The 24,496-nt window shown below is 69.6% G+C and carries 20 protein-coding genes and 1 pseudogene; 19 read left to right on the top strand and 2 right to left on the bottom strand.

Annotated features, from left to right (window positions below; translation table 11 throughout):
- Positions 1–12: 12 nt before the first annotated feature.
- Positions 13–474 (top strand): SRPBCC family protein, encoded by a 462-nt coding sequence (locus CV755_RS08500; RefSeq protein ID WP_109279552.1) that lies wholly within the window; start codon positions 13–15, stop codon positions 472–474.
- A gap of 386 nt (positions 475–860) precedes the next feature.
- Here the strand turns inward: CV755_RS08500 and CV755_RS08495 are convergent, their stop codons facing one another.
- Positions 861–1,325, bottom strand: coding sequence for a tyrosine-type recombinase/integrase (locus CV755_RS08495; RefSeq protein WP_109279551.1), 465 nt, complete (start codon positions 1,323–1,325; stop codon positions 861–863).
- A 182-nt stretch (positions 1,326–1,507) separates the two neighbouring features.
- Positions 1,508–2,494, bottom strand: a complete 987-nt coding sequence (locus CV755_RS08490; protein ID WP_109279550.1) for a pirin family protein — start codon at positions 2,492–2,494, stop codon at positions 1,508–1,510.
- A 537-nt stretch (positions 2,495–3,031) separates the two neighbouring features.
- Here CV755_RS08490 and CV755_RS08485 point away from each other — a divergent pair.
- From CV755_RS08485 to CV755_RS08400, 18 genes and pseudogenes are all read left to right on the top strand, one after another.
- A complete protein-coding gene (locus tag CV755_RS08485) occupies positions 3,032–4,195 on the top strand; it encodes a phage tail sheath family protein (RefSeq protein ID WP_109279549.1) in 1,164 nt (387 codons plus the stop codon).
- Positions 4,196–4,234: 39 nt separating this feature from the next.
- On the top strand, positions 4,235–5,770 hold the full coding sequence (locus tag CV755_RS08480; RefSeq protein ID WP_109279548.1) for a phage tail sheath family protein: 1,536 nt from the start codon (positions 4,235–4,237) through the stop codon (positions 5,768–5,770).
- 35 nt (positions 5,771–5,805) lie between these two features.
- The gene (locus tag CV755_RS08475) at positions 5,806–6,246 is read left to right on the top strand and encodes a phage tail protein (RefSeq protein WP_109279547.1); all 441 of its coding nucleotides are present in this window, start codon (positions 5,806–5,808) and stop codon (positions 6,244–6,246) included.
- Positions 6,247–6,282: 36 nt separating this feature from the next.
- Positions 6,283–6,699 carry a hypothetical protein gene (locus CV755_RS08470; protein ID WP_109279546.1) on the top strand — a complete coding sequence of 139 codons (417 nt, stop codon included), beginning with the start codon at positions 6,283–6,285 and terminating at the stop codon, positions 6,697–6,699.
- Entirely contained in the window at positions 6,696–6,854 is a 159-nt protein-coding gene (locus tag CV755_RS35070) for a DUF6760 family protein (RefSeq protein WP_164503275.1), read from the top strand. The genes CV755_RS08470 and CV755_RS35070 overlap by 4 nt, the downstream gene beginning before the upstream one ends.
- A 969-nt stretch (positions 6,855–7,823) precedes the next feature.
- Positions 7,824–8,291 (top strand): hypothetical protein, encoded by a 468-nt coding sequence (locus CV755_RS08465; protein ID WP_109279545.1) that lies wholly within the window; start codon positions 7,824–7,826, stop codon positions 8,289–8,291.
- Between the two features lie 56 nt (positions 8,292–8,347).
- Entirely contained in the window at positions 8,348–8,779 is a 432-nt protein-coding gene (locus CV755_RS08460) for a phage tail protein (RefSeq protein WP_109279544.1), read from the top strand.
- 14 nt (positions 8,780–8,793) lie between these two features.
- The gene (locus tag CV755_RS08455) at positions 8,794–9,501 is read left to right on the top strand and encodes a CIS tube protein (RefSeq protein WP_109279543.1); all 708 of its coding nucleotides are present in this window, start codon (positions 8,794–8,796) and stop codon (positions 9,499–9,501) included.
- A 6-nt stretch (positions 9,502–9,507) separates the two neighbouring features.
- Positions 9,508–11,223: a VgrG-related protein gene (locus CV755_RS08450; protein WP_109279542.1), complete on the top strand. Its 1,716-nt coding sequence runs from the start codon at positions 9,508–9,510 to the stop codon at positions 11,221–11,223.
- Positions 11,224–11,259: 36 nt separating this feature from the next.
- Positions 11,260–11,676, top strand: coding sequence for a GPW/gp25 family protein (locus tag CV755_RS08445; RefSeq protein ID WP_109279541.1), 417 nt, complete (start codon positions 11,260–11,262; stop codon positions 11,674–11,676).
- Positions 11,657–13,219: a baseplate J/gp47 family protein gene (locus CV755_RS08440; protein WP_109279540.1), complete on the top strand. Its 1,563-nt coding sequence runs from the start codon at positions 11,657–11,659 to the stop codon at positions 13,217–13,219. The genes CV755_RS08445 and CV755_RS08440 overlap by 20 nt, the downstream gene beginning before the upstream one ends.
- A 31-nt stretch (positions 13,220–13,250) precedes the next feature.
- On the top strand, positions 13,251–16,811 hold the full coding sequence (locus CV755_RS08435) for a phage tail protein (RefSeq protein WP_109279539.1): 3,561 nt from the start codon (positions 13,251–13,253) through the stop codon (positions 16,809–16,811).
- Positions 16,808–17,587, top strand: a complete 780-nt coding sequence (locus CV755_RS08430) for a Pvc16 family protein (protein WP_109279538.1) — start codon at positions 16,808–16,810, stop codon at positions 17,585–17,587. The genes CV755_RS08435 and CV755_RS08430 overlap by 4 nt, the downstream gene beginning before the upstream one ends.
- The gene (locus CV755_RS08425) at positions 17,584–19,713 is read left to right on the top strand and encodes an ATP-binding protein (RefSeq protein ID WP_109279537.1); all 2,130 of its coding nucleotides are present in this window, start codon (positions 17,584–17,586) and stop codon (positions 19,711–19,713) included. Before CV755_RS08430 ends, CV755_RS08425 begins: the two co-directional genes overlap by 4 nt.
- On the top strand, positions 19,688–20,035 hold the full coding sequence (locus CV755_RS08420; protein ID WP_109279536.1) for a hypothetical protein: 348 nt from the start codon (positions 19,688–19,690) through the stop codon (positions 20,033–20,035). Before CV755_RS08425 ends, CV755_RS08420 begins: the two co-directional genes overlap by 26 nt.
- Before the next feature lie 7 nt (positions 20,036–20,042).
- The gene (locus CV755_RS35915; RefSeq protein ID WP_422070521.1) at positions 20,043–22,427 is read left to right on the top strand and encodes an eCIS core domain-containing protein; all 2,385 of its coding nucleotides are present in this window, start codon (positions 20,043–20,045) and stop codon (positions 22,425–22,427) included.
- Positions 22,409–23,063: pseudogene (locus tag CV755_RS35540) on the top strand (dihydroxyacetone kinase subunit DhaK); the annotation flags it as partial. The gene CV755_RS35915 and the pseudogene CV755_RS35540, both read left to right, overlap by 19 nt.
- Positions 23,064–23,766: 703 nt before the next feature.
- Complete coding sequence (locus CV755_RS08400) at positions 23,767–24,444, top strand: phosphatase PAP2 family protein (RefSeq protein ID WP_109279535.1); 678 nt, start codon at positions 23,767–23,769, stop codon at positions 24,442–24,444.
- Positions 24,445–24,496 lie beyond the last annotated feature (52 nt).

Raw genomic sequence — 24,496 nt, 5'->3', positions numbered from 1 at the left:
GAGGGGACGAAGATGGAGACCTTGACCGTTCGACGCGTCATCGCAGCGCCGATCGCGGAGGTGTTCGACTGGTGTGCCACGACCACCAACTACACCCGCTCCCCACTCATCCTCAGGGCACGGCTGGCCCGGCCGGGTGTGGGTGCGCCGTACGGAGTGGGCGCGGTCCGGCTGCACACGTGGGCGATCGGCTGGTTCCGTGAGCGGGTCACCGCCTACAACCCGCCGTACGACTTCGACTACACCGTCGAACGCAGCTTCCCGCCGTCCCGGCACGAGCTCGGCCGCATGACTTTCACCGAGGTCGCCGGGGGGACCGAAGTCACGTGGACGACCACCTTCCAGGCCCGCCTCCCCTTCGGCGCGGCCATCACCCGCGTGCTCGCCAAACCCGTCGTCGCCTATACCTTCGGCAAGATCCTCGACGTCGCCGGCACGGCACTCACGGCTGGCCCTGCGGCCCGTCGCAAGTGATCGCTACCCCGGCCTCCCGACCTGACCGTGATCAAGGACCACAGCGTGTCGTGGCCAATCGGAGCAGTCGACGACGTTGCTGCGAATGTGGCGTGTGGCGTCCTCAACCGGGGTGGCTCTCAATCTTGTTGTCCAAACCGGTGGCTCTCCTTCCCGCCGCCCAACTGGCTCTCAAGCGACGAGACTGCCCCGACTTATGTGAGGCAGGACAGGAGCAAAGGCGTGTCCGATGCATCATGTGGCCGGCCCGCCGAAGACGCGCCAATAACAGGCCCGATGCGTCTCGGTCAGTGAAGAGCAGAATGAACTGCGGCAACAGCGGGAGTGAATGCTTCTCGGCTCAGTCGGCGAGACTTCCGAGTGGCTGCCGTTCGTGGTGACGCCGTTCAGACAGCCCTCCTCAGGCGCCGCCCGCCGGGAAAGTCAAGTTGATGACGTGCTTCTGAACTGGACTCATATTGGGACCAGTTCGGGACCACACCACGCACGCCATCTTGTATGTACGCAGGTCGGAGCCCACTTTCGCAGTGATGCGAAGGTGGGCTTTCGGTTGTTTGGGGCGTGGTGGTCGCATTGTGGTCGCGGACCAGGACTCGGGGGTGCGAGGCGGAGGGCGAACTGGCCGCTGGTGCAGGGGAGTGGAACGGGACGGCTTCGTGGGCGAGGTGGGCGTAGACGTTGGCGGTCGTCGACAGGGTGGGGTGCCGCAGCGTCTTCGATACGACGGTGAACGGGACGTTCCCGGTGATGCTCAGGGTGGCGGCGAGGTGTCTCAGGTCGTGGATGGTGATGCGGGAGACGCCGGCTTCATGGCGCGCTTCCGGAAGCTTCTTGCGGGTGAAGAGAGCCATGACGAGTTCCTTCGAGAGCTGTTTCAAGAGGGTTATGAGGAGGTTGGTTGGAGGGCAGCCGGTCCGGCGGGAGCCAGGGGGCCGGCTGCGGTGGCGGGCGGAAGGAGAGCCGGCAGTGGCGCCGGCCGCCTGAGCCGGCCCGGGTGTGGTGGTCGGCTGACTTCGGGGCTGTCGCCGGCGGCTTACCGTGCGAACCGTTCCGGCCTGTCGGCCGGGATGACGCCCAGGCGGCCCGCCTGGAAGTCGTCGAAGGCCTGGGCCAGTTCGGCTTGAGTGTTCATGACGAACGGGCCGTAGTGGCGCATGGGCTCGCGCAGGGGCCGGCCGCCCAGGAGGACGACCTCGAATTTCTCCGTACGGGAGTCCTGGCGCTCGGCGGCACGCAGCGTCACGGTCCCGCCGGCATCCGCGCCCTGGTCGTCGCGGAAGACGACGGTCTGGCCCTCGGCGAAAGGACGTCCCTCGGCGCCGGCGGTGCCGTGGCCGGCGAGCCCGTACGCCAGGGCGTTGAAGTCAGCTCGCCATGGCAGTGTGATCTCCGCACCAGGGTTCAGCGAAAGATGGATCATGGTGATCGGGGTGTGGGTCGCGCCCGGGCCGGTGTGGCCCGCGACGTCTCCCGCGATCAGCCGGACCAGTGCCCCGCCGTCGGGGGAGGTGAGCAGCTTGACGCTGCCCGCGCGGATGTCCTGGTACTTCGGGGCGATCATCTTCGCCTTCGCGGGAAGGTTGACCCACAGCTGGAGGCCGTGGAACAGCCCGCCGCTGAGCACCAGCTCCTCGGGCGGCGTCTCGATGTGCAGCAGGCCCGAGCCGGCGGTCATCCACTGGGTGTCGCCGTCGGTGATGACGCCACCGCCGCCGTGCGAGTCCCGGTGTACGAACGTTCCGTCGATGATGTAGGTGACCGTCTCGAAGCCGCGGTGGGGGTGCCAGGGGGTGCCCTTGGGCTCTCCGGCCTCATAGTCCACCTCGCCCAGCTGGTCCATCATGATGAACGGATCCAGGCGCCGGTGGCTGATACCGGCGAAGGCGCGGCGGACGGGGAATCCCTCGCCCTCCAGACCGCTCGGGGCAGGGGACACGGCCAGCACAGGACGGGCCACGGCACCCTCGGGCGCGATCACGCGCGGCAGGACCAGCGGGTTCTCCACAGTCACAGCGGGCATTTCGACCTCCTCGGTTGACACATCCAAGTTAGTTGAATGTTGAACCAACTGCAAGGGTGGTCTGCCGCGGCGGCGACCCCCGCCATCCGTGCGCCCGCCACACCACCGACCCGCCGCACGCCACGCGGGTGGCGGGGGTCACCTCGCTGTGCGGCTGGCGGTGCGGCAACCGGTCAGCAGGACACCGACGGCCGGCGCGGCAAGCCGCGCCCGGTTGCGGACAAGCGGCGTGCGTCCAGGGCACACACCTCACCTGTGCTCCGTGCAACGGGGCATGGCCATCTCTTCGACGGGGAGCCGGTGAAGCGGAGGCCGACACGCGATACTGGAGGACGCGCGCATCGCGTGAACCGCGCGGGCCAGGAAATCGCCCAGCCGCGGTGCGCTGTTCAAGCGAGCTCAGCTGTTGCTCTTCGCTCCTGCCCCGCACATCGCACCGGCTGATCGCCGCGGCCGCCGGGCATTTGATTCCGGGTGCGTGCGGGGAAAGTTCCACCGAGGTCCAGCACGTTCCCTGCCAGCGGGAAGGAACGGTCAATGGCCCAGGAAAGCAGGACGCCCGGCGTCTATGTCGATGAAGTCCCGGGCGGAGCCCGGCTCATCACCGGTGTCGCCACCTCGGTCGCGGCCTTCATCGGAAAGACAGGAAAGCCCGCGAACGCGCCGGTGCTGGTGCGCAGTTACAAGCAGTACACGGAGACGTTCGGCGCCCCGTCCGGAAGTGACTACGGCTACCTGGCGGACGCCGTATACGGGTTCTTCGCCAATGGCGGAGCTTCCTGCTATGTGGTCGGGGTGGACAACATCTCCGCTGATGACATCCGGGGAAGCGCCACCAGCCGTACCGGCCTGGCGGGACTGGCCACGGAACCCACCGTCACCATGGTCGCCGCCCCCGACCTCGCACACACGAATTACGCGTCGGAGCGTAAGTCATGCCAGCAGGCCATCGCCGGGCACTGCAAGGAAATGGGGAACAGGATGGCCATCCTGGACCTCCCGGTGAAGACCCCACCGGACCGGGTGGCCGACCTGCTGGCCGGCCTCAAGACGGACGCCGCCGCCTACACCGCCGTGTACTACCCGGCCTTGGAGGTCCCCTGGCTGTCGCCGGACGCCCGCAAGGAAACAAAGCGGTATGCGCCGCCCTGCGGTCATGTGGCTGGGGTATGGGCCCGCGTCGACGACGAACGCGGAGTGCACAAGGCCCCCGCCAACGAGGTGCTGGCCGAGGTCGACGGGCTGGAGTACGAGGTCTCCGCCGCCCGGCAGGGCGGCCTCAATGACAAGGGGCTCAACTGCATCCGCACCTTTCCCGGCCGGGGTGTTCTCGTCTGGGGCGCCCGCACCCTGGCCGTGGACACCGAATGGCAGTACCTGAGCGTGCGACGCCTGGTGTGCTACCTGGAGGAGTCCATCCGCCTGGGTTCGCTGTGGGCGGTCTTCGAGCCGAACGACGAGCGGCTGTGGTCGGGGCTGCGCCGCAATGTCACCGCCTTCCTGACCGATCTGTGGCGGCGCGGCGCCCTCCAGGGGCAGACACCCGAGCAGGCCTTCTTTGTGCACTGCAACGAGATCAACAATCCCGAACGCGACCGCCTGGCCGGGCGGGTGACCTGTGACATCGGCGTCGCCCCGGTGCGACCAGCGGAATTCGTGCACTTCAAGGTGGTCCAGCTCACCGCGCAGACCGGAGCCTGAGCGCGGCGCGAACCGCGCACCCCGGAAGGAGTGGTCCAGATGACGACGCCACAGGCGCCCGGCGTCCAGGTGCGGGAAATTCCCAGCGGCGTACGGCTGATCACCGGAGTCTCGACGTCGGTCGCGGCCTTCATCGGTCTGACCTTCACCGGACCGGCCGGTCCCGGCACGCCGGAGAAGGTGTGGAACTGGGCGGAGTTCACCGAGAAGTTCGAGTACCGCTTCGACGAACTGTGCGCCTTGGCCGCCCAGTTACGGACGACTGCCGAGCGAGCGGACCGGCTCGCCAAGGAAATGACGAAGCTGGCCGCCAATGACGAGAAGGCGGCGCAGCTCGAGCAGGACGAAAAAATCAAATACGAGGCACTGGAAAAGGACAAGCAGTACTGGGAACAGGAGTACGTCTCCCTCAAAACCAAAGTGTCCGCCGTCTTCGCCAAGGAGACCGGCAAGTACACCAACACCCGGGACAAGGAATACGAGACGCAGGCCGGCGCGTTCCGTCCCAAGCCGGATCCCGCACTCGCCACACTCAGGGCCGATCTCGCCGCCCTCGATGCCGTTGTGCGCAAGTACCAGCTCATGCGTCAGGCCGTGCGCTGCTACTTCGACAACGGAGGCGGCCCCTGCTACGTGGCGAACATCGATGCCGCCGACTCCAAGGGTGTGGCAGGAGCATTCGAGGACGCCCTGACCGCGCTGGTGGACATCCGGGAAGTCTCCATCGTCGCCGCCCCGGACCTGTGGACCATCACCGACGATGGCACGGCGCAGACCCCCGCGGCGCGCATCCAGAAATACCGTGGTCTGCAGAGCAAGATGGCCGGGCACTGCCACACGATGCGCAATCGCATGGCCATCCTCGACGCACCCCCGGACATCCAGCCGACCCAGGTGAAGGAGCAGTATTTCGACGCGACCCCCGGCTTCACCACGGAGGCTCGCCCCTATGCCGCCCTGTACTACCCCTGGCTCCATGTCCCGGTCTCCGGTCCGAGCCCGCTGCTGGTGCCGCCCTGCGGCCATGTGGCCGGGGTATGGGCCCGGGTCGACGACGAACGCGGTGTGCACAAGGCCCCCGCCAATGAGGCGCTGGTCACGGTGGCCGCACCGCAGTACCCCGTCACGGATGGCCTGCAAAAGCTGCTCAACCCCCTCGGCATCAACTGCATCAGGCAGTTCCCGCAGCGGGGCATCCTGATCTGGGGTGCGCGCACCCTGACCGAAGAGACCGACGCCGACTGGCGCTATGTGAATGTGCGCCGACTGGTCTCGTTCATCGACGAGTCCATTCTCCAGGGCACCCAGTGGGCGGTCTTCGAGCCCAATGACGAGCGGTTGTGGACGGCGATCCGCCGCAATGTCTCGGCATTCCTCACCGACCTATGGCGGCAGGGAGCCCTCCAGGGAGCCACCGCCGACCAGGCCTTCTACGTGAAGTGCGACGAGGCCAACAACCTCAAACCCTCCGTGCTCGCGGGCAATGTCATCTGCGATGTGGGCATCGCACCGGTCCGGCCGGCCGAGTTCGTCCACTTCCAGGTCACCCAGCTCGCCGGCCGGAACGCCGGCTGAACCGCGGCCCCCTCCCCGGGAAAGGACTCACGGCAATGCTGAACGGCGATGCGCTGGTCACCTTCACCTTCGGCCTGGAACTGGGAAAGTTCCAGGTGGAAACGGTGCAGGACGTGAGCGGACTGACCATGGAACAGGATGTGGTGGAGATCAAGCAGATCACCTCCACCGGCCATCTGCTGATCCGCAAACAGCCCGGAGCGCGCAAGAGCGGCGAGGTGACCATCACCCGCGGACTGGACAAGAGCAAGGTCTTCACCAACTGGATCAAGCTCACCCTGGAGAAGGGCGATCTGGAACACGCCCGCGAGAACGTCACCATCGCGCTGAAGGACGCCAACCGGAAGACGGTCCGGCGTATCCAGCTCACCAACTGCTGGGCGAGCCGGTGGGAGGGACCCACCCTGGACGTGGGACAGTCGGCCGCCGCCACGGAGAAGGTCACCCTCACCTTCGAGGACATCACCGTCGAGTAAAGGCCCCGCTCCGCCCGACCGATCCTGGAGCCGCGCATGCACCAGACATCCGCCCTGCGAACCGCCGTGGGTCCCGCTCGTTCCGAAGACGGCGGATTACGCACGGAATTCGACTTCGAATTGCCGGTCGGATACATCGACGACCGGGGCACCGTCCACCGCAAAGGGGCGATGCGCCTGGCCACCGCCCGCGACGAACTTGGCCCACTGGTCGACCAGCGGGTCCGGGAGAACCCCTCCTATCTGGGAATTGTGCTGCTGAGCCTGGTCATTGTGCGGCTCGGAACGCTCCCGGCGGTATACCCGGAGATCGTGGAAAGCCTGTTCGTCCAGGACCTGGCTCATTTGCAGGACCTCTATGCGCAGATCAACGGCTTGGCGGCACCGGCCTCCTGCCCCTCCTGCGGCACGGCCGTCAATGGCTCCGGCGGTGACCGCCTGGGGGAATCATGACCCACCCGCCCGAGCGGCTGAGGGCGGAGATCGCGTATATCGCCTACCACTTCCACTGGTCACAGCAGGAGATCCTCGATCTCCCGCACATGGAACGCCAGTGGTATGCGGGCGAGATCGCCAGGCTCAACTCCCTTGCACCGGGCGGCGGGTGAGCGGTCATGACGATGGCGGCCCTACGGCTGGTCACCCGGCGGGGATTCACGTCGTCCGCCGCCCGCTTCCGATGGCCGGGCAACGGCCTGGCGTCCTTTCCGAATGTGCTGGGCAGGCTGGACCGCCGGCCGAGGCGGCGGCCGAGGGCCGGGGCGGGCGAGACCGCGTGGCAGCCGGCCGCCGCGGACCATGGCGGCGGAGCCAGGGCGATGCCGCTGCCTCCGGCGGCTATGCGGACGGTGAGCGTACCGCGCATGCCGTCCGTCCGCCGCGGGCCCGTTCAACGGCTCCGCGACGACAACACCGAAAGGCCGCCCGGCCCCGTCCGTAACCCGCTCCGGGCCCAGCAACCGCCCTGTATCGCACCGCAGTTGTTGGCCGGGCCGCCATGGACACCGGTGCGTGCTGCGGGGTTCGGATCCGCAGCCGGAAACCCGCGAGCGGGCTGGATGCCGCCCGCCGTCCGGGTCAACTATCCCTCAGTCATAGGCTGGTTGACGAAGCCCGCTGCCATGCGGGGGCGCCCGATCCAACGCCCGCTGTCGGCTTCCCGGCCCCGGGCGATGGCTCGGCGACCGACTGCCGCCGGTCCGACGGCGTACCAGCCCGGCGGCGAACCACACCGCCCGGCAGGCACCGCCCGGGCGCCGTCCGTACCCGGGGCCCAGGCGACGGCTCCGCGGCCGACCGCCGCCGGTGCCGCGCAGCCGACCGGCGGCAAGCCGGCGCACCCGCCGGGCACCGACCTGGTCGTACGGCGGCTTGTCCCCCGCACCGCCCGGCCGCCCAGGGGCACCCCATGGCTGGTTGACCAGTACCGGACCACGGACCCGGGGCAGTGCTCGGAGCCACGGCTCGCCGCATCCCTTCCCGGCATCAGGAGGCTCCCCGAGGTCGTCCGGGACACCCCGACCGTTCCCCTGCCGATGCCCCCTCACCCGACCCGGCCGTCACCGCAGCCGGGCCGGATGCGCACCGAGCCGTTCCCGCCGCGCCGCGGAGCCCGGCCATCGCCCGCCGCCGCGCACCCGGCAATCACCGTGGTGCAGCGCACGGCCGCCGGGCCCGATGCGGCCTTCCCACCGCGCCCCGCCCCGCCCCGTACCCACGCCCGCACAGCCCCGGCACCGGCCGCCGCGACACCGCCGCTCCAGCCCCCACCCGCCCCAACCGCCGTGCAGCGGTCCCCGCAACTCCCGGCCGGCCTCCCGCCGGTCACCCTCGCGCGGGACCAGAACCGCAACGACGGTGCGAGCTCCTTGCCGTCCCCCCGGACCACACCGGCCCCGACCGCCGCGGAGATCGTCAGGGAGATCGTCCGCTGCCACCTCGACGAACTCGCGGAAGCCCTGCACCAGCCACTGCTGCGCCGCAGCCGCGCCGCTCTGCACACCGAACGGTCCCGGGCCGGACGGACCACCCGCGTGCCGCCCTGAGCCCGGCGGCCGCACCAACGCATCGGCATCCCACGCCCGATCCGGAGGAACCAGCCGTGACCGACCATCCGTTCGCGACCAGTGTGCTGTTCCGAGTGACGATCGGCTCCCTGCTCCTCGGCTCCTTCACCAGCTGCGAGGGGCTGGGCTGCGAAGTGGAGTACGAGGAACGCCAGGAAGGCGGCCTCAATGGACACATCTGGAAGCTGCCGACCAGGATCCGCTACTCCAACATCACCTTGACCCGGCCGCTCACCCGTGACACGACCAGGGTGTGGCAGTGGGTGAGCCAGCAGGCCCGGCGGCCGGTACGGGTCAGCGGGGAGATCGTCGCCCTCAAACCGGACCGCGAGCCGCTCGCCCGCTGGGTGCTCGACGGAGTGACACCGGCTCGCTGGCAGGGGCCGTCGTTCAGCGCCGAGGAGTCCAGGGCCGCCATGGAGACGCTGGAGCTGGCCCATCACGGCTTTTTGGAAGTCACGGCCTGAAGGGGAGAACAGCGATGCAGAACTCGGCCAACGCCGGACTCGTACGCGCCGCCCTGGTGATGTTCGAGCCGCCCGGTAGGGGCGGGACCGGCCCGGGCCGCCAACGCGCCCGGCTCAAGCTGAGTTTCAACCCGGAACGGCTGAGCTTGAGCCGGTCGGCCAGCTACCCCAGGACGCCCTCGCGTGGCACCGAGACCGCCGAGATGCCGGACTATGCCGGGGCCGATCCCCGGTCGCTGAGCGTGGAGTTGTTCCTCGACGCGGGCGATGACCGCGGCCATGTGGTCCAGGGCCAGGTCGAGTTGTTGATGAGCTGCTGCGCACCGACCCGCGCCAGCCTCTCGTCGGCCCCCTCGCCGCCCTGGGTGCGGCTGGAGTGGGGCAGGTCCCGTAGCACCTGCTTCAACGCCTATGTCACCCGCGTCGATGCCACCTATACGCTCTTCGACCGCGATGGCACCCCGCTGCGGGCGGTCTGCCAGGTGGCACTGGAGGAGGTCGGCGGCCAAGTCGCCCGGCAGAACCCCACATCGGGCATCCCCACCCCGCTGCGAGCCCACCGTCTGGTGGCGGGCGACACCCTGGCCTCCCTCGCCTGGCACACCTATGGCGACCCGGCCGAGTGGCGGACCATCGCACGAGCCAATGACATCGACGACCCCTTGCGCGTCCGGCCCGGAACCGAGCTGATCCTCCCGGCCCTGACGGAAGAAGGGAGTTGAGCGCCTGTGAGCACGCGTGACTACGGTTCCGAACTCCGCATCCAGGCGGGAGCCACCACGCTGGAACCCTCCTGGGCCGCACAACTCGACCACGGCTATGTGCAGACCGGAACCGAGCGCCCGGCCTGTGCCTGGCTGCGCTTCCGCGACCCAGGCCACCGGTTCCTCTCCGCCACCGGCATCACCTTCGGCACCCGGCTCACCGTCTCGGCCACCACCGCCTCCCGGCCCCGTCCGGTGCGCCTGTTCACCGGTGAGGTGACGGCACTGCGCACCGACATCGACGGCACGGGGACGTTCACCGTCATCCAGGCGCTCGACCGGGCCCACCGGCTGTGCCGGGGACGGGTCGTGGCCGCCTACGCCGAGGTCGGCATCGAGGAGGTGCTCTCCCAGGTAGCCCGGAGGGCCGGGCTGCGGGCTGGCACCGCCGAGGGGCCCCGGTCCCGGTTCACCCACCTCACCCAACCCAACGTCAGCGACTGGGACTTCCTGCGCGCCCTCGCCCGGCAGAGCGGAACGCGGGTGGTCGTGGACGACAGCGGCACCCTGTCGCTGCGGCGTCCCGCCCCGGCCACCGGCGCCCCGGATCCACGGCGCGGGGGCGCCGACGGGCCCGACGTGCTGCGCGCCGGCGTCAACCTGCTGAGCCTGCGCGCCTGTCTCACCAGCGCCGGGCATGCCGGACGAGTCGAGGTACGCGGGTGGGACGTCACCGGCAAAAAGGAGGTGATGGGCACGGCCCGGGCGGACGGCAGCAAGGAGCTGGCCCTTGGCACCACACCACGCCGCGCCACATCCTCCTTCGGCGACCGCACCCTGACGGTCACCACGATGGGTGTCGGCACCCAGGCCGACGCCGAGTCGGCGGCAGCCTCGCTCGCCGCCTCGGTCGCCGCGGGATTCGCCGAACTGGAAGCCGTCGCCTCGTTCTCACCGCGGTTACGGGCCGGAACCCCCGTCGCGCTGGCCGGGATCGGCGAGCCGTTCACCGGTCGCTACACACCCACCGAGGTACGTCATGTCTTCGACCCCCTGAAGGGCTATCAGACCTGGCTGTCCTTCGGCGACGGCGCACCCTGGCCGGACCCCGCCCAGGAGGCCGGCGGTGTCGAAGGCCACGGCAGTGGACAGATGCCCGGGCTCGCCACCGCCGTGGTCAGCAATGTCAAACACCCCCAACTCCCCGACCAGGGCTGGGTGAAGCTCCGGCTGCCCTGGCTCGGCAAGAACTATGAGACCGACTGGGTGCGCACCGTGCAGGCGGGCGGTGCGGGTGGCGGCGGCATGATGCTGCCCGAGGTCGGCGACGAGGTGCTCATCGGGTTCGAGCAGGGGCGGCTGGAGCGGCCGTTTGTGCTGGGCGGTCTGTACAACGGCAAGGACAAGCCCAGCCCGGACGCCAAGGTGCCGCTGGTCGCCTCATCGGGCAAGGTCAACCGCCGTTCCCTGGCGGACCGGTCCGGTGACCGGATCGATCTGCTGGACGCCGCCGAGGGCGACCGCGGACTGCGGCTGGAGACCGGCGACGGCAAACTCACCGTGTTCCTCGACCGGCAGCAGACGGCGATCACCATCACCAGCGGCGGCACCGTCGAGATCAAGGCCGAAGGCCCACTCACCCTCTCCGGCAAGGGAATCACCCTCGACGCGGGCGGCGAAGAACTCGGCCTCAAGGCGGGATCAGTCCGGATCGAGGCGAACTCCGTGGACATCCAGTGAGGGAACTCGCCGAGCGAGAAGGGATGACGACGACCGATGGAGAAGCTGATCGGTGCCGGATGGTCGTATCCGGGGCGCCGCGTCCGGGACACGGGCGGGGTCGAACTGGTCCGGGGCGTAGCGGAGATCGAGCAGGCCATCCGGCTCATTCTCACCACGGTGCCGGGTGAGCGGCCCATGCGCCCCGATTTCGGCTGTGAGGCGTACGCCTTGGTCTTCGACCCCATCGACGGGGCCACCGCGGGACGGGTCTCCTATGACGTGCGCACCGCGCTGGAACGCTGGGAGCCACGTATCGAGGTCATCGCCGTGGAGGCGCACACCGACACCGATGCCGGCGAGGACGGCCGGCTGTGTGTGGAACTCACCTACCGGGTACGGGCCGACGGACAGACCCGGACCCTTGTGGTCCCCTTCTACACGGTCCCGCGCCATGACGCCCCGGGGCGGTGAGATGAACGGCCACGGTCCCGTTCCGGACCTCGATGACCTGCGCTTCCAGAACCTGGTCGACGAGGCCAAACGCCGGCTGCGCCAACGCTGCCCGCAGTGGTCCGACCACAATGTCTCCGATCCGGGCATCGCCCTGCTCGAAGCCTTCGCCTACCTGGTGGACCACCTGTCCTACCGGCTCGACCGGCTTCCCGAGGCGGGGATGCGGGCGTACCTGCGCCTGCTGGGCATCACCCCCTGGCCTGCGCAACCGGCCCACGGCGAGGTGGAGTTCCGGCGGCAGGGACTGGGCGAGAAGGTGCGGCAGCTCGACAAGGGAACCCGGGTCCGCACCAAGAACCAGCCGCCGGTGGTCTTCGGCACCCTGCGCCCCGTTGTCCTGCCCGGAGTGATTGCCCTGGCCGCCGAGCAGGCGGTGACCCAGACACAGGATGGCGGCCGGACCTTGTGCAGCATCAATATCGATGAGACGGCTTCGGTGGACGAAATCGCGACGGGGGCATCCGGTGCATGGCGGATCTTCCTGACGACGTGCGAGGCCCCGGTGGAACTCCAACTGTTGACGGGTGACAATCCGCTGCTCTTGTCGGAGTCGAAGTGGGAAGTGTGGCGGCAAGGAGGATGGAACTCCACGGCCGTAAAGACGGACCAGACCACAGCCTCGATCCCTCCTCAGAGGGACACCGTGGTTCTCGGGGACGGATCCGGCCGACGCCGCCATGAAGCACATATGCTCCGCTGTACATTCCCCGAACCCATGAGCATGGTGGTGACCTCCGCGGCGACCTGCTCACCACCGGTGCCCGTGGTACAGGTCAGCCCGCCGGGCGCCGCCGCGCCGGGCGCATCCGGCAATGTACCGGCGGGTGCCATCTGCCAACTCGTCTCCGAGGAGGCGCGGAGCGAGATCAGGGTCAGCAATGAGAAGGCGACACACGGCGGCGTCGATGAGCAGGACCACACCCAGGCGTTGACCCAGGGCGTCGCGCCGCCCCGCCGAGCGGTCACCCTGGCCGACCATGAACGGATCGTCCGCGAACGCACGGCCGGCATCGGCCGGGTGCACGCGATGCCCGGCACACCGCCGTTCGACGTCCATGTGCTGATCGCTCCCGCCACCACCGTGCACCCGCTGACCGGCAAGGACCTCACTCCCTCAGCGGAGTTGCTGGCCCACACCGCCCATGTGCTGGACCGGTCCAGGCTGTTGGGTGACCGGATCGAACTCGGAGGATTCGGCGTCCGCGAATTCGGTCTGACGGTAGAGGTGAAATGCGTCGCATCGGAAATGCCCCGGTCCCCGCAGGGGGGCATCGAACGCGAGCTGCGCCGGTATTTCCACCCGCTCACCGAACCGGGCCTGTCCCGGGCGCCGGGAACCGCCATCCGGCTGGGCGAGGTGTACCGGGTGCTGGGCGGCCTGCGCTGGATCGACGAGATCGAGTCCGTCGCGTTCAGTGGTGCCTCGGGCAACGCTGAACAGGTCGCCGTGGCTTCGCATGAGATCCCGCTGCTCAAGTCCCTGACGGTCACCTGTCGTTGAACACCCCCGGCCAGGGGAGAGGGAAGAGCCGATGGCCCAGGACGTTCCCAAAGTCAGTGACGCTCTGCCCGCCGTCTATGCGGCGGACCCGTTGGTCAAGGAGTTCGCCAAGCGCCTCGATGAGCTGCTCGCCCCGGTCTTCGGCTTTCTGGACACCCTGCCCGACCGCTTCGCCCCCCGGTCGGCCCCTGCCGACTCGCTTGCCTGGCTGGCATGGTCGGTGGGAGCACCCGTCGAACCGGGCTGGGACGACGCACTTGTGCGGACGGCCGTGGAGACGGCGGCCGAGTATGCGGCGGGCGCCGGCACGGCCGATGCCCTGCTGAACGAAGCGCGTCAACTCCACGGCTGGGAATTGACGCTCGAAGAACCGGGCGGCGTCGTCCTGGCCGGCCAGACCGCGCCGGCGCGGTTCACCGGTGCGCGGGCGGTCCGTGTCGTCGCCCAGGCAGACACCGGAGCCGACGCGGAGCAGCGGCGGCGGCTGGCCCGGCTGGTGGCCCGGCACTGCCCGGCCCATCTGGGCGGTAGGACGGAGGTGGCGGGTGCTAAGACGAAGGGATCCGCCGGGCAGATCCCGGCCGCCGCCACGCCGGTGCTCCGGCAACCCGCCGAGCCCGACCATGCCACGGAAGCGCCGCAGCAGGCAGGGAAGTTGACCGTCGATCCCGGCAGCGCGTTGATCGAGGTCTGCACCGCGATCGCCGACGAGCTGCGCCAACGCCTGGCGCGCGTACCGGAGAAGCACCGGCTGGCCGCCCTGGAACGGGTGGGTGTGCGCCCCCACCCGGCCGCCCCGGCCCGTACCGAGATCACCTTCCGGCTGTCGGCGCCTGCCGTCACCGAGGTCGTCGTGCCGGCGGGTACCCAGGTCGCCACCGCGCCCACCGGCGGCCCGCCGCCGGTCGTGTTCACCACGCTGACCGACGCGCGCTTCCACGGTTGCGCGCTGCTGCGATCCGGTGTGGCCCGGGACATCAGCTGGCCGGGCGGGGTGGTGACGGCGGACCTCGATCCCTTGGGGCTGCCCGCACCGTTGAAGGCCGGTGAAGGTGTGCTGATCCTGGCGCGCGGCCTCGCCCCGGGGCAAGTGCTGACGCTCGGCGTCCAAGTACCCAAGGACAACACCGCTGTTACGGCAGGGGAATGGCAGGCATGGCATGGGGCGGGGTGGGCACCGTGCTCGGTGGTCGAGGACACCACGGGCGGGCTCACCCGGAGCGGTCAGGTCACGCTGAGGGTGCCCGTCTGTGCCCCGGCCAGGACCCGGCTGACCGGGCACTCCGCGAACGCCGGTCCCACGCGGTACGACGCCGATCTGCTGCGGTACGCCCTGTCCGGGGAGGCCAAACGCGGCCTGTCGGTCAGCGCGCTGGAACTCCGTACGCCCACCACCGCCACCGTGCCCGCGGTGCAAGGGGAACTGATCGACGGCGAGGTGCTGGGTGTCTCGGACGGAACCCCCGGCCAGCGCTTCTCCTTCGCTCATCCACCGCTGCCGGAGGGCTGGCCCATCGTGGTCGAGGTGATCTCCGGCGAAGGCGAGCTCACCTACTGGGAGTTGGTGGACACCTTCGCCGACTCCGGCCCCGCCTCCCGCCACGCCATGGTGAGCGGGGGCACCGGTGAGCTGGCCTTCGGCCCGCGGGTGACCGAACCCGGCGGCCCGCGCCAGTACGGGGCCGTTCCGCCTTCCGGGGCGGTGATCCGGGTACGCCGGTACCTCACGGGCGGTGGCTCGGCCGGAAACGTCCCCGCACGGGCGCTGACCGTACTGCGCACCCCACGGCCCGGGGTGGCCGCCGCCTGGAACGAGAACCCGGCCACCGGCGGGGCCGACCCGCAGCCGCCCTCGCGGGCCTACCGCCCCCCGATGGGGCTGCCCGCCCGGTGGCGCGCCGTCACCCGGCAGGAATACGAGCGGGTGGCCGTCGATGCCGGGGCCGGGGTGGCAAGGGCGCATTGCCTGCCCGCCGGTGCCATGGCCCTGCTGGACCCGGTGGGGATCCAGGACAGCGCCCAACCGAGCCTTACTGAGGTCGGGTTCACCCTCGCCGATGATGTCCGGGACCGGGCCGGGACGGTGGAGATCCCCAGGGGCACGGCCCTGGAAGGCAAGGTCGTCCGTCTCTCCCGGGAAGAGGTCAAGGTGACGGTGGAAACCTCACAGTCGCTGAGGCTGGGGCCCGAGACCGCGGAACTCCGGCCACTGCCGCCGCTTTTGGAGCCACCGCGGGTGTCGGAACGCTTTCTCGTGGGACTGCCGTGGGACGCGCTGAGCGCCACAGCCGGGGTGCTGGTACTGCGGGTCCGCTTCGACCAGATCACCCTCCTTCACGAAAAGGACAGCGCCACCTTGGCCTGGGAGGTCTGGAGCGGCGCATGGAAGCACTGCCACGAGCACACACTCGCCGTCGGCAAAGACAAACGCACCACGGTCCCCGCGGTCATCAGCATTCCGGTCAAGGACTTTCCGGGCGCGGGACCGGTACCGCCCGAGGCCGGCCCGTCTCCGTCCCGCGGACACTGGCTGCGCTGCACCGTGCGTAAGCCGGCCGGCATCGCATTCGTGGTCCGACAGGTGGCGGCGGTACGCGCCCGAGGCGTGGTCAACGCGATTCAGGTCAAGCGGCATGGAGACATCGAGGTGACGATCGGCGGTGACGGCCGTGTCAAGTCCCCTCTGCCGACTCCCTGGTACGGCCCCCCGCCGGTCATCTCGACCTCGGCGAAGGGGAATTGGCGGGTCGTCGAATCCTTCCTCGCCTCGGGCAGGAACGACCGCCACGTGGTCATCGACCGGAACACCGGGCAGCTGTACTTCGGGCCCGAACTGACCGAAGAGGATGGCACATCGGTCCGATGCGGTGCCCGGCCGGCCGCCGGCACCGCGCTGACCGTCAAGCATTACACCACCACTCTGGGTAACCTCTCCGAGGGTCCGCACTTCGTGGACACCCAGCTGACGCTCCTCACCTCGGAGCACAAGACATCGGTGACCGCCCGCCCGGCCGGATGTTTCACCGGTGGTGCCCATGCCCACACCCGCCCGCGCCCCACCGGCGATGTCCATCTGCTCGTCATCCCCGCGGTCACCCCGGACGCCATCGGCCGCATTGCCTACGACCGGCTCACCCCCTCCCCGGAGGTCACCGAAGCCGTGCGCCGGGCACTGCGGCGGGTGCAGCCACCAGGGGTGACCGTTACAGTCGGCCCGCCCGGCTATGTCTGGATCCAGGTGCGAGCGGTCCTGGAAGCCGAGGCGCATCTGCCGCCCGCCGCGCATGAGGGACTACGGCAGGCCGCACTGTCCGCCCTGTACCGCTACTTCAGCCCCCTGGACGGCCCCCATGGCGCCGGCCGGCCGCTCGGCCGCCCGGTGCTCCTCGGCGAGGCCTACGGGGAACTGTCCAGGCTGCCGGGGGTGGCGCTGGTCCGTACGGTCACCTTGCATCGCGTCGACCCGGCCACCCATCAGGCCGGAGACGCCGTCGAGAAGGTTGTTGTGGGCCCGTACGCCACGGTGTTCTCCGCCGGGCATGCCATCGGCGTGGTCACCGCGGCACCGTTGGGGAAAGGAACGGGGAAGTGATCGACGGCATCGACGCGCTGCTGACGGACAAGGCCGAGAGCGCCATGCGGCTGATGGGCACGGCATGCGACATCACCTTCGACATCCCGGACGGAGCCTGGGCGAAACAGCGGACCGGCGAGGGAAAGCCCGGCCGGCCGGAGATCAACTTCTATCTGTACGAGGTGCGTGAGGACACCGGCAGGCGGCAGAACGGGATGATCCGGCTGGTGGAAGAGGCGACGGATCCCAACCGGCTCACGCCCCTGCCCGACGACGCCGGCGGCACTCGCGCCCGTTACCGCGCCTGGCACCAACCACCTCGCTATTTCCGCCTCTCGTACATGGTGACGGCCTGGTCGAGTGACCCGCTCCAGGCCCACCGGATGCTGGAAGCGATGCTCACCACGCTGGCCCGCGAGGAGAGTCTGCCGCTGTATGTCAGGGAGGACGGGACCTCGCCGTTCAGCCCGGTCTGGCCGTCCCCCTCGGACGACCCCACCATCGGCCAGAATGTGGCCAGGCTGCGTCCGCTCACGCTCCTCACCCTCGCCCAGCCCCCGGAGAACCGCAGCGTCAGCGAGCTGTGGTCCGCGCTGGGCACCGCACCCCGCCCGTTCGTCGACCTGGTCGTCACCGTTGCCCTGGAGACCTTCACCGTACGGGTCCTGGACGACAACCGGGACTATCCGCAGCGGCTGCGCTACGGCCGGGTCCCGCACACCGGTGCACCGGGACCGCTGCCCGAGCAGCGGGAGATCATCCCCAAGGACCGTTGGGCCAAGGGGGAACGATGACGGCCGATGAGTCCCTGGCACATCTGCGCGGCCGTCTCGCGCTGACCGGGCAGCGGGTCAGCCGGGCGGTAGCGGAGCGCGCGGCGCGGGAACCCGGCCGGATCGCGGACCCCTACCGAGGGTTGTATATAGACGACGACCTGGCCAACGCCCTGCTCACCTCCGCGCCCCGTGGCCCGCTGCCCGGTGACCCGGCGGAGCGGGCACGCCTCGCCGCCGTCGAAGAGGCCGCCGACCGGGCGGAACGAGCCGGGGCGCGCATCCGACTGCGCTCGCTGGCAGGCGAGTTCGGGCTCACCGCGCTGGACACGGACATTCTGCTGACCGCGCTCATCCCCGACCTGGACGCCCGCTTCGAACGCCTCTATGGCTACCTCCACGACGATGTCGCCGCCCGTCGCGCCACCATCGGACTCGCCCTTGAGCTCAATGGCAGGGATCCGGCCGATGGCGCGGCCCGTTCCCGCTTCTCCGGCACCGCGCCCCTCCGCGCCGGACGGCTGCTGGAGGTGGAGGACACCCAACGACCTTTCCTCACCCGGGTGTTACGGGTCCCGGACCGGATCACCGCATATCTGCTGGGTGATGACCAGCCGGGCGCGGAACTGGCCCCATTCGCCCGTCCTTCGACCCGGCCGGCGGCCGAGGCTCCCGGCACCGTCCGCGCGCTCGCGCGACGAGTCGCCGCCCTGCTCACCGCCGCGCCCTGCGCCCTTCATCTCCACGGGAACGACACAGCCGGTGAGTCGGCCCTGGCCGCCATGGGGCGGCCGGCGCTCCTCGTGGGCCTTCCCGCACTGCTCACCCAGCCGCGGGCAGCGGCTCTCGCCGAGGAGGCGGTGCGCGAGGCGCGGCTGACCGGCGCGGGGATGGTGGTCGGCCCGGTCCAGGGCGACATCTCCCCGGAGGCAGGCCGGGTGCTCACCGTGCTGATGTCGGCCGCCTCGCACCTCCCCGTGGTGTTCACCGGCCCGGACGACTGGGATTCCCGCTGGTGTGCCGAGCCGCCCCTGAGCGTCCGGGTACCGCCCCTCACGCCCGCCGAACGCTCGGCATTGTGGCGGGCCGAACTCAACGGCCAGGCTTGCACCGTCGATCTGCCGCCGGACGCCATGGATGCCTACCGCCTGGGGGCGGAGGACATACGCCGGGCCGTTCGGACCGCGGCCCGGTACGCGGCCCTGGACGGCGGGCCGGTGCGCCCCGCCCAGCTGCGGGCCGGTGTGCGCGCCACAGCCGGGGCGCGGCTGAGGCGGCTGGCCCGCCGGGTGGAACCCGCCGTGGACTGGGCCGACTTGGTGGTGGACGACGCCACCCGCCAACTGCTGCGCGAACTGGCCACGCGGGCCCGGCACCGGGACCGGGTGCTGGGGGAATGGGCGATGCGACCCGGCGGCGGACGCGGCCGGGCGGTCTGCGCGCTCTTCGCCGGCGAGTCCGGCACGGGAAAGACGCTGGCCGCGGAGGTCATCGCCGCGGACCTGGGGCTCGACCTCTATGTCGTCAATCTGGCCGGGGTCGTGGACAAATACATCGGTGAGACGGAGAAGAACCTGCAACGGGTCTTCGACGAGGCGGACGCCCTCAACGCCGTGCTGCTCTTCGACGAGGCCGATGCGTTGTTCGGCAAGCGGTCGGAGGTCGATGACGCCCATGACCGCTATGCCAACATCGAGACGGCCTATCTGCTCCAGCGCATGGAGGCATTCGACGGCATCGCCATTCTCACCACCAACCTTGCGGCCCATATCGACCCGGCCTTCACCCGCCGCCTCGATGTGCGGATCACCTTCTCCGCACCCGACCAGACCCAGCGCACCGTTCTATGGGAACGCTGCCTGCGCCCGGGACTGCCCCGCGACCCCGAAGTCGACCTGGCCCGGCTGGCCCAGGACTTTCCCATGACCGGCGGCAGCATTCATGCCTGCGCGGTCACCGCCGCCTACCGGGCGGCCGGGGAGAACCGTGCGGTGACCATGGCGGATCTGCTGGACGCCATCCGCGGGGAATTCCGCAAGCTGGGACGGCTCGTCCTGGAGGAGGACTTCCGCAACCGCGATTCGCGCGCCTTGACGGCGTCGGCTTTCCGGGGAGGAACGCATGCAGGTACTCACGGCCTCGGCTGACATCCGCTGCCCGCACCAGGGAAAGGTCCAACTCGCCGCCTCGCAGCAGAAGTTACGCATAGCGGGCCAGTATGCGCTGGTGCTCACGGACCTCACCGGGAAGCAGGTCGCCGGTGGTCCGGCCCAGGGCTGCGCCGTCCAGGACGTCAGCCCCAACAAGAAGTGCACCGCCACGGTGAGCGCCGTGACCGGCGCGGCCACCAAACTCCGCATCGGCGGCCAACCAGCTCTGCTCGGCAATGCGAGCGGCCTCGTAATCGGCGTCCCGGGCGGCCTGTTCACCGTCCGGGACCCCGGGCAGCAGAAGACGACCGCGGTGTAACGGCCGAATGCGACGCGAAAGGGAACGGGCCATGAAGAAGACCCGGCGTGCCGGCACTCACACCGGCGGGCCGACGACCGACGTCCCCGAACACACCACCGTGCGGGGCGATATCCCTTCGTCCCCGCTCGCCGGGCTGCTCGGCCTGCAACGCGCCGCGGGCAACGCGGCAACGGCCGGGCTGCTGCGAGGAGGAGGCGGCGGCGCGGCACGCGTATGGAGGCCGCTGCGCGCTCCCGGACAGCCTCTTGACTCGCGTGTCCGTGCCGAGTTGGAACCACGGATGAACGCGGACTTCTCGGATGTGCGGGTGCACACCGGCCCCGCCGCCGACGAAGCGGCCGCCTCGGTCGGCGCCCGCGCCTTCACCGCCGGGTCCCATATCGTCTTCCGGCACGGCCAGTACGCTCCTGACAGCCGCCAGGGCCGGCAGGTGCTCGCTCATGAACTCACCCATGTGCTCCAGCAACGCGCGGGAGCGGTGGCCGGGGTGGACCGCGGGGACGGCATCCGCGTCAGCGAGCCCACGGACCGGTATGAGCGGGCCGCGGAGGCGGTGGCGCGCGGTGTGCTGACGGAGTCGCCGCCACTGGGCGGCCATTGCGCGCCGGGCGCCCCCGCGAGCGGGGGCCAACTGGCGGTGCAGCGGGCCGGGGAGGAGACGGCAACGGGCGCGCAGGGCGGCCGGCTGTCGGTGCCGACGAGCGCCCGCGGGATCGAGTGGGACTGGCCGGGCGTGGGGGAACAAATCATCGTCAAGCTTCCCAAGCGGCTGTTGCAACAGAAGCACATGACCTCCATCAAGGAGAGTCTGCTCAAGGAATATCTTGTGAGCCAAACGAAGAGCCTTCTCGAAGGCTCCTTGTCGGTCAAGATCGATTCGATTAGGAACAAGCACCTGTCGAAGAATTGCCATATCGAGGTGACGCTGACCCGTGTTGGCGTGGAACATGTCGTGGGCCCGGAGGAAGTACAGCACAGGGTGAACTACCGGCAGGGCCGCCGGACGGCCGAACAGCGCGGGACCGAAATGGCGGTCACGGCGGGGATCGGCGCGACGAAGAACTACCTGACGGGTGCCACCGGCCCTGCGGGTATTTCCGGCAATGTGCTCCCTTCCGCTTCCGGCACATACCGGACCACCAACTCGACTACGCGGGAACAGAATTACGAGAGGGGCGAGGAGGTGGGACACGCCAAGGACGGGTACAAGTTCCGCATCTTCTGTGATGTCAGCTTCACATTGACCATGCCGAACCAGACGATGACGCCCTGGAAAGGTCCCAAGAAGACGGAGCTATTGAAACGGAATAAAGTGCCCATCGATTTCGGACTTCCTCCGGATCTGGCCAAGGAAAGGCTCCGCGACCTCGGCTTCTCCTTCGAGTTCGCGGAGTACCTCGTGGGATCACGGCGGAGGCTTCCGCCGGCTCTTCGGTCGCCCCGCGAAGCGGAGAGTGAGCCGGGCTTCGACGTACTACTGAACGCACTATTGGCGGAGAACCACGTACCGGACGGTCTCGCCAAGAAGTTGCTCGAAAATCCGTCGTCCGTGCCGGAAGCGATGCACGAGGCGTTCAAGGCCCGGCAGAGGATTCCGGACGAACTGTTGAGCGCCATCGACAAGAACGTGCCGGTGCCGCAGAAGCTGCTATCCCTCTGTGCCGAGGGGCGAACGATTCCACCCTTCCTCCTCAAACGGGTGGCAGCGGGTCAGGCGAACAACCTGCTGCTCGATGAGGAGTTGGGAGAGGAGCGCTCGCCGGCCGAGTCCGAGTATGCCCGCTCGTACGGGCAGGGACTGCTCAACGTTCTGAAGACAGATGAGGTGCCCGACCAGCTGATCCGGGCCGTACTGCGCGGAATCAAGTTCTCGCCCACCGTGTTCAAGGCACTGGAAGGCGGGGCGAAGATACCGCGGGTCGTACTGGACGCCATCGAGGAGGAGAAGAGGGTCGCCGAGGGGTTCCTGTCCAGGCTCGACATGGCGTATGAGGCCGGCCTGGCGCCTGCGGCACTGGTGGCGGTCGCCCAGCCGGATGCCCCGGACCACGTCTGGGACGCGATGCTGTGCAAGGAGGTGGACCCCCGATACTGGTCGGCCGTACGGAAACATGGCGACCTGCCCGGGCAGTTGGTGAGCGCGGTGGTGGAGGGGGTGGCGGTCGAGCCGGCCGTCCTCATCGCGGCGGAGCAGGGATACTTCGGGAGCAAGAGTCGCGAGCAGTGGGAAACGGTGCTGGATGCCGTGGATTTCCGGCTCGAACTGAGCCCTGGGGTGCGTCAGGCGCTGCGGAATGCGAAAGAGATCCCCGCTGCCGAGCTGGAGGAGCTGCGGCAAAGGCTGCGAGTCGCTCGGGGGGAGGGCGAGGAGTTGAGCGACTACAGGTGACGGGCCGGACGGGGACACGCTACGGGCACCCCGTCCGTCTCCGGTCTCGGCGTTCGGGCCGCGAGCCGTTGCATGTGGGGTTCGTGGGGCCCGGGATGCTGGACGCCGCCTGCCCTGGGGAGGTGTTCACCTCGCCGGGGCCCGATCGGATGGTGCGGGCGGCCGCCGCCGTGGACAGCGGCCGGGATTGCTGTCCGTGGTCAAGAACTACACCGGCGACGTGCTCAACTTCAACATGGCCGCCGAGCTCGCCAAGGAGGGGTCGCCGCTGGAGCGGGTGGAGGCCATCGCGCACCGGGTCAACGAGCGGTAGGCCGGCTTCGGGGCGGGCCCTCACCGCGTGTGAGACGTCGGCGAAGGGCAGACAGATTGGCGAACTCCCGCCCGGCGACGGGAAGTTGGAGATGGGCATCCCGGCAAACCGGGCCGCTACTCGTCCTGGCCAACGGGGCGGGCTGCACCCCGCTGATCCAGCTGTACGGATACGCGGCGGAGGTGCATCGGGCGCCCGGCGAGCGGCGGTTGTCCGTCGCCCGCACGCTCGTCGGCAACTACGTCACCTCGCTCGACATGGCGGGGACCATGGTGACCATCTGCCGGCTGGACGATCTAAGCGGACCGTGGTCGTCGGCTTGAGCGTCATGGCCTTGGCCTGGAGCCAGGTGCTCAGGTAATCCGCAGCCGTCTGGTTCGGGTTCGCGAGGGGGCCCGCGCCTGCGGTCTCGATCAGCCTCCGCAGGGCCTTCGCGGCTGTGTCCTGGTCGGGGAAGCCGCCGCGACGGACGGTGTGGCGCCCTGGGATGCCTCGGGGGATGTCGACGCCGAAGGTCCAGGCGCCGTGATCAGGATCGGCGAGAAGCAGTGGGCAGCGTGATCCGAGCTGCTTGTGCTGGTGATCCCGGCAGCCGCAGCGCCGGTATACGGGCCCCCGAGAAGTGGCGGAGCGCAAGTTCAGTGCGGGCCTCGGCATCCCGCGGGCCGCCACCTTCCTCACGGGAGGCGGTCGAGTCCTCGGATGTCATGATCACCATCGGCAGCGGGAACGCCTGCCCGTGCTTCCCCGGCAAGCGGTACCTGGACTGGAAGCTCGACGACCCCGTCGGCCAGGGCGTCGACGCCGTGCGCTCGATCCAATGACGTGATCGAAGAGCGCGTGCACGGCTTGCCGGCAGAAGTCGGTGTTGAGGCTGGCGCGTGACTCTGTTTTCCTGCCCGATTTGACTCTCCCCGGCCCGTCCGGTCCTACCGGTGCACTGAGGTGGTTCACATATCTGGTTCGGATATCGTGCTCCGATTGCGACGCGGCGGAGACTGCCGCGTACGGGTGGAAGGGCACGGTGTGACCTCGTACAGGAACAAGCTCGTCGGCGGTCTGGTGCTGCTGGTCGCGCTGATAGGGCTGGGCTTCGCGGTGAAGACCTCGGCGTTGACCCGCAGGGACATCTCGATGGACGAAGAAGTGGCAGCCTGGCGGGACGGGGCGCTGACGGCGCTGGCCAAGGGGGCCACGCACGCGGCCTCGTCCACGGTGGGAATGGCCCTCACTTTGCTGATCCCGGCAGCGTTGTGGCTGTTGCACCGGCGATGGGATGCCGTGCGGACGCTGTTGGTGATGGGTGGTGCGCTGGCGGTCGCGTTCGTGGTGAAGGTCGCGGTGTCGGAGCACCGGCCGCCGAGGCGGTTGTGGGTGATCCCTCCGGACAACGCGCAGAGCTTCCCCAGTGGCCACACCACCGTCGCCGCGGCCCTCGCGCTGGCTGTGGTGCTGCTGGTGCGGGGTCCGCTGCGGGTCCTGGTGGCGCTCGCCGGCCTTGCTGTCACGGCGGTGGTGGCCTTCGCCCGCGTCTACCTCGGTGTCCACTATGTGCCTGACGTCATCGGCGGCGCACTGAGTGCCGTGGTCGCCGCCCTGCTGGCGTGCGCGCTGATGGAACTGCCACCTGTGCGAGGCCGCTTGGACGCTCTGGAAGCCGGGTCCGGAGGCCGGGGCCGTCACGCCGGGAGCCGTGGCCGGTAGGAGCCGGTTTCGCCGATATCGCATGCCGATACAGGCAGGCGCGGCAGACTGG

The sequence above is a fragment of the Streptomyces orinoci genome, assembly GCF_003121295.1.
Taxonomy (GTDB): domain Bacteria; phylum Actinomycetota; class Actinomycetes; order Streptomycetales; family Streptomycetaceae; genus Streptomyces; species Streptomyces orinoci.
Note: the sequence above shows the minus strand (reverse complement) of the source record. Positions and strands in the feature narration are given on the sequence as shown.

Coding starts and splice junctions, on each gene's coding strand:
- CV755_RS08425 (WP_109279537.1), top strand. CDS start 17,584: ATGACGGCCGATGAGTCCCTGGCACATCTGCGCGGCCGTCTCGCGCTG.
- CV755_RS08490 (WP_109279550.1), bottom strand. CDS start 2,494: ATGCCCGCTGTGACTGTGGAGAACCCGCTGGTCCTGCCGCGCGTGATC.
- CV755_RS08475 (WP_109279547.1), top strand. CDS start 5,806: ATGCTGAACGGCGATGCGCTGGTCACCTTCACCTTCGGCCTGGAACTG.
- CV755_RS08465 (WP_109279545.1), top strand. CDS start 7,824: ATGCGCACCGAGCCGTTCCCGCCGCGCCGCGGAGCCCGGCCATCGCCC.
- CV755_RS08470 (WP_109279546.1), top strand. CDS start 6,283: ATGCACCAGACATCCGCCCTGCGAACCGCCGTGGGTCCCGCTCGTTCC.
- CV755_RS08435 (WP_109279539.1), top strand. CDS start 13,251: ATGGCCCAGGACGTTCCCAAAGTCAGTGACGCTCTGCCCGCCGTCTAT.
- CV755_RS35070 (WP_164503275.1), top strand. CDS start 6,696: ATGACCCACCCGCCCGAGCGGCTGAGGGCGGAGATCGCGTATATCGCC.
- CV755_RS08420 (WP_109279536.1), top strand. CDS start 19,688: ATGCAGGTACTCACGGCCTCGGCTGACATCCGCTGCCCGCACCAGGGA.
- CV755_RS35915 (WP_422070521.1), top strand. CDS start 20,043: ATGCGACGCGAAAGGGAACGGGCCATGAAGAAGACCCGGCGTGCCGGC.
- CV755_RS08455 (WP_109279543.1), top strand. CDS start 8,794: ATGCAGAACTCGGCCAACGCCGGACTCGTACGCGCCGCCCTGGTGATG.
- CV755_RS08500 (WP_109279552.1), top strand. CDS start 13: ATGGAGACCTTGACCGTTCGACGCGTCATCGCAGCGCCGATCGCGGAG.
- CV755_RS08485 (WP_109279549.1), top strand. CDS start 3,032: ATGGCCCAGGAAAGCAGGACGCCCGGCGTCTATGTCGATGAAGTCCCG.
- CV755_RS08440 (WP_109279540.1), top strand. CDS start 11,657: ATGACGCCCCGGGGCGGTGAGATGAACGGCCACGGTCCCGTTCCGGAC.
- CV755_RS08495 (WP_109279551.1), bottom strand. CDS start 1,325: ATGGCTCTCTTCACCCGCAAGAAGCTTCCGGAAGCGCGCCATGAAGCC.
- CV755_RS08445 (WP_109279541.1), top strand. CDS start 11,260: ATGGAGAAGCTGATCGGTGCCGGATGGTCGTATCCGGGGCGCCGCGTC.
- CV755_RS08480 (WP_109279548.1), top strand. CDS start 4,235: ATGACGACGCCACAGGCGCCCGGCGTCCAGGTGCGGGAAATTCCCAGC.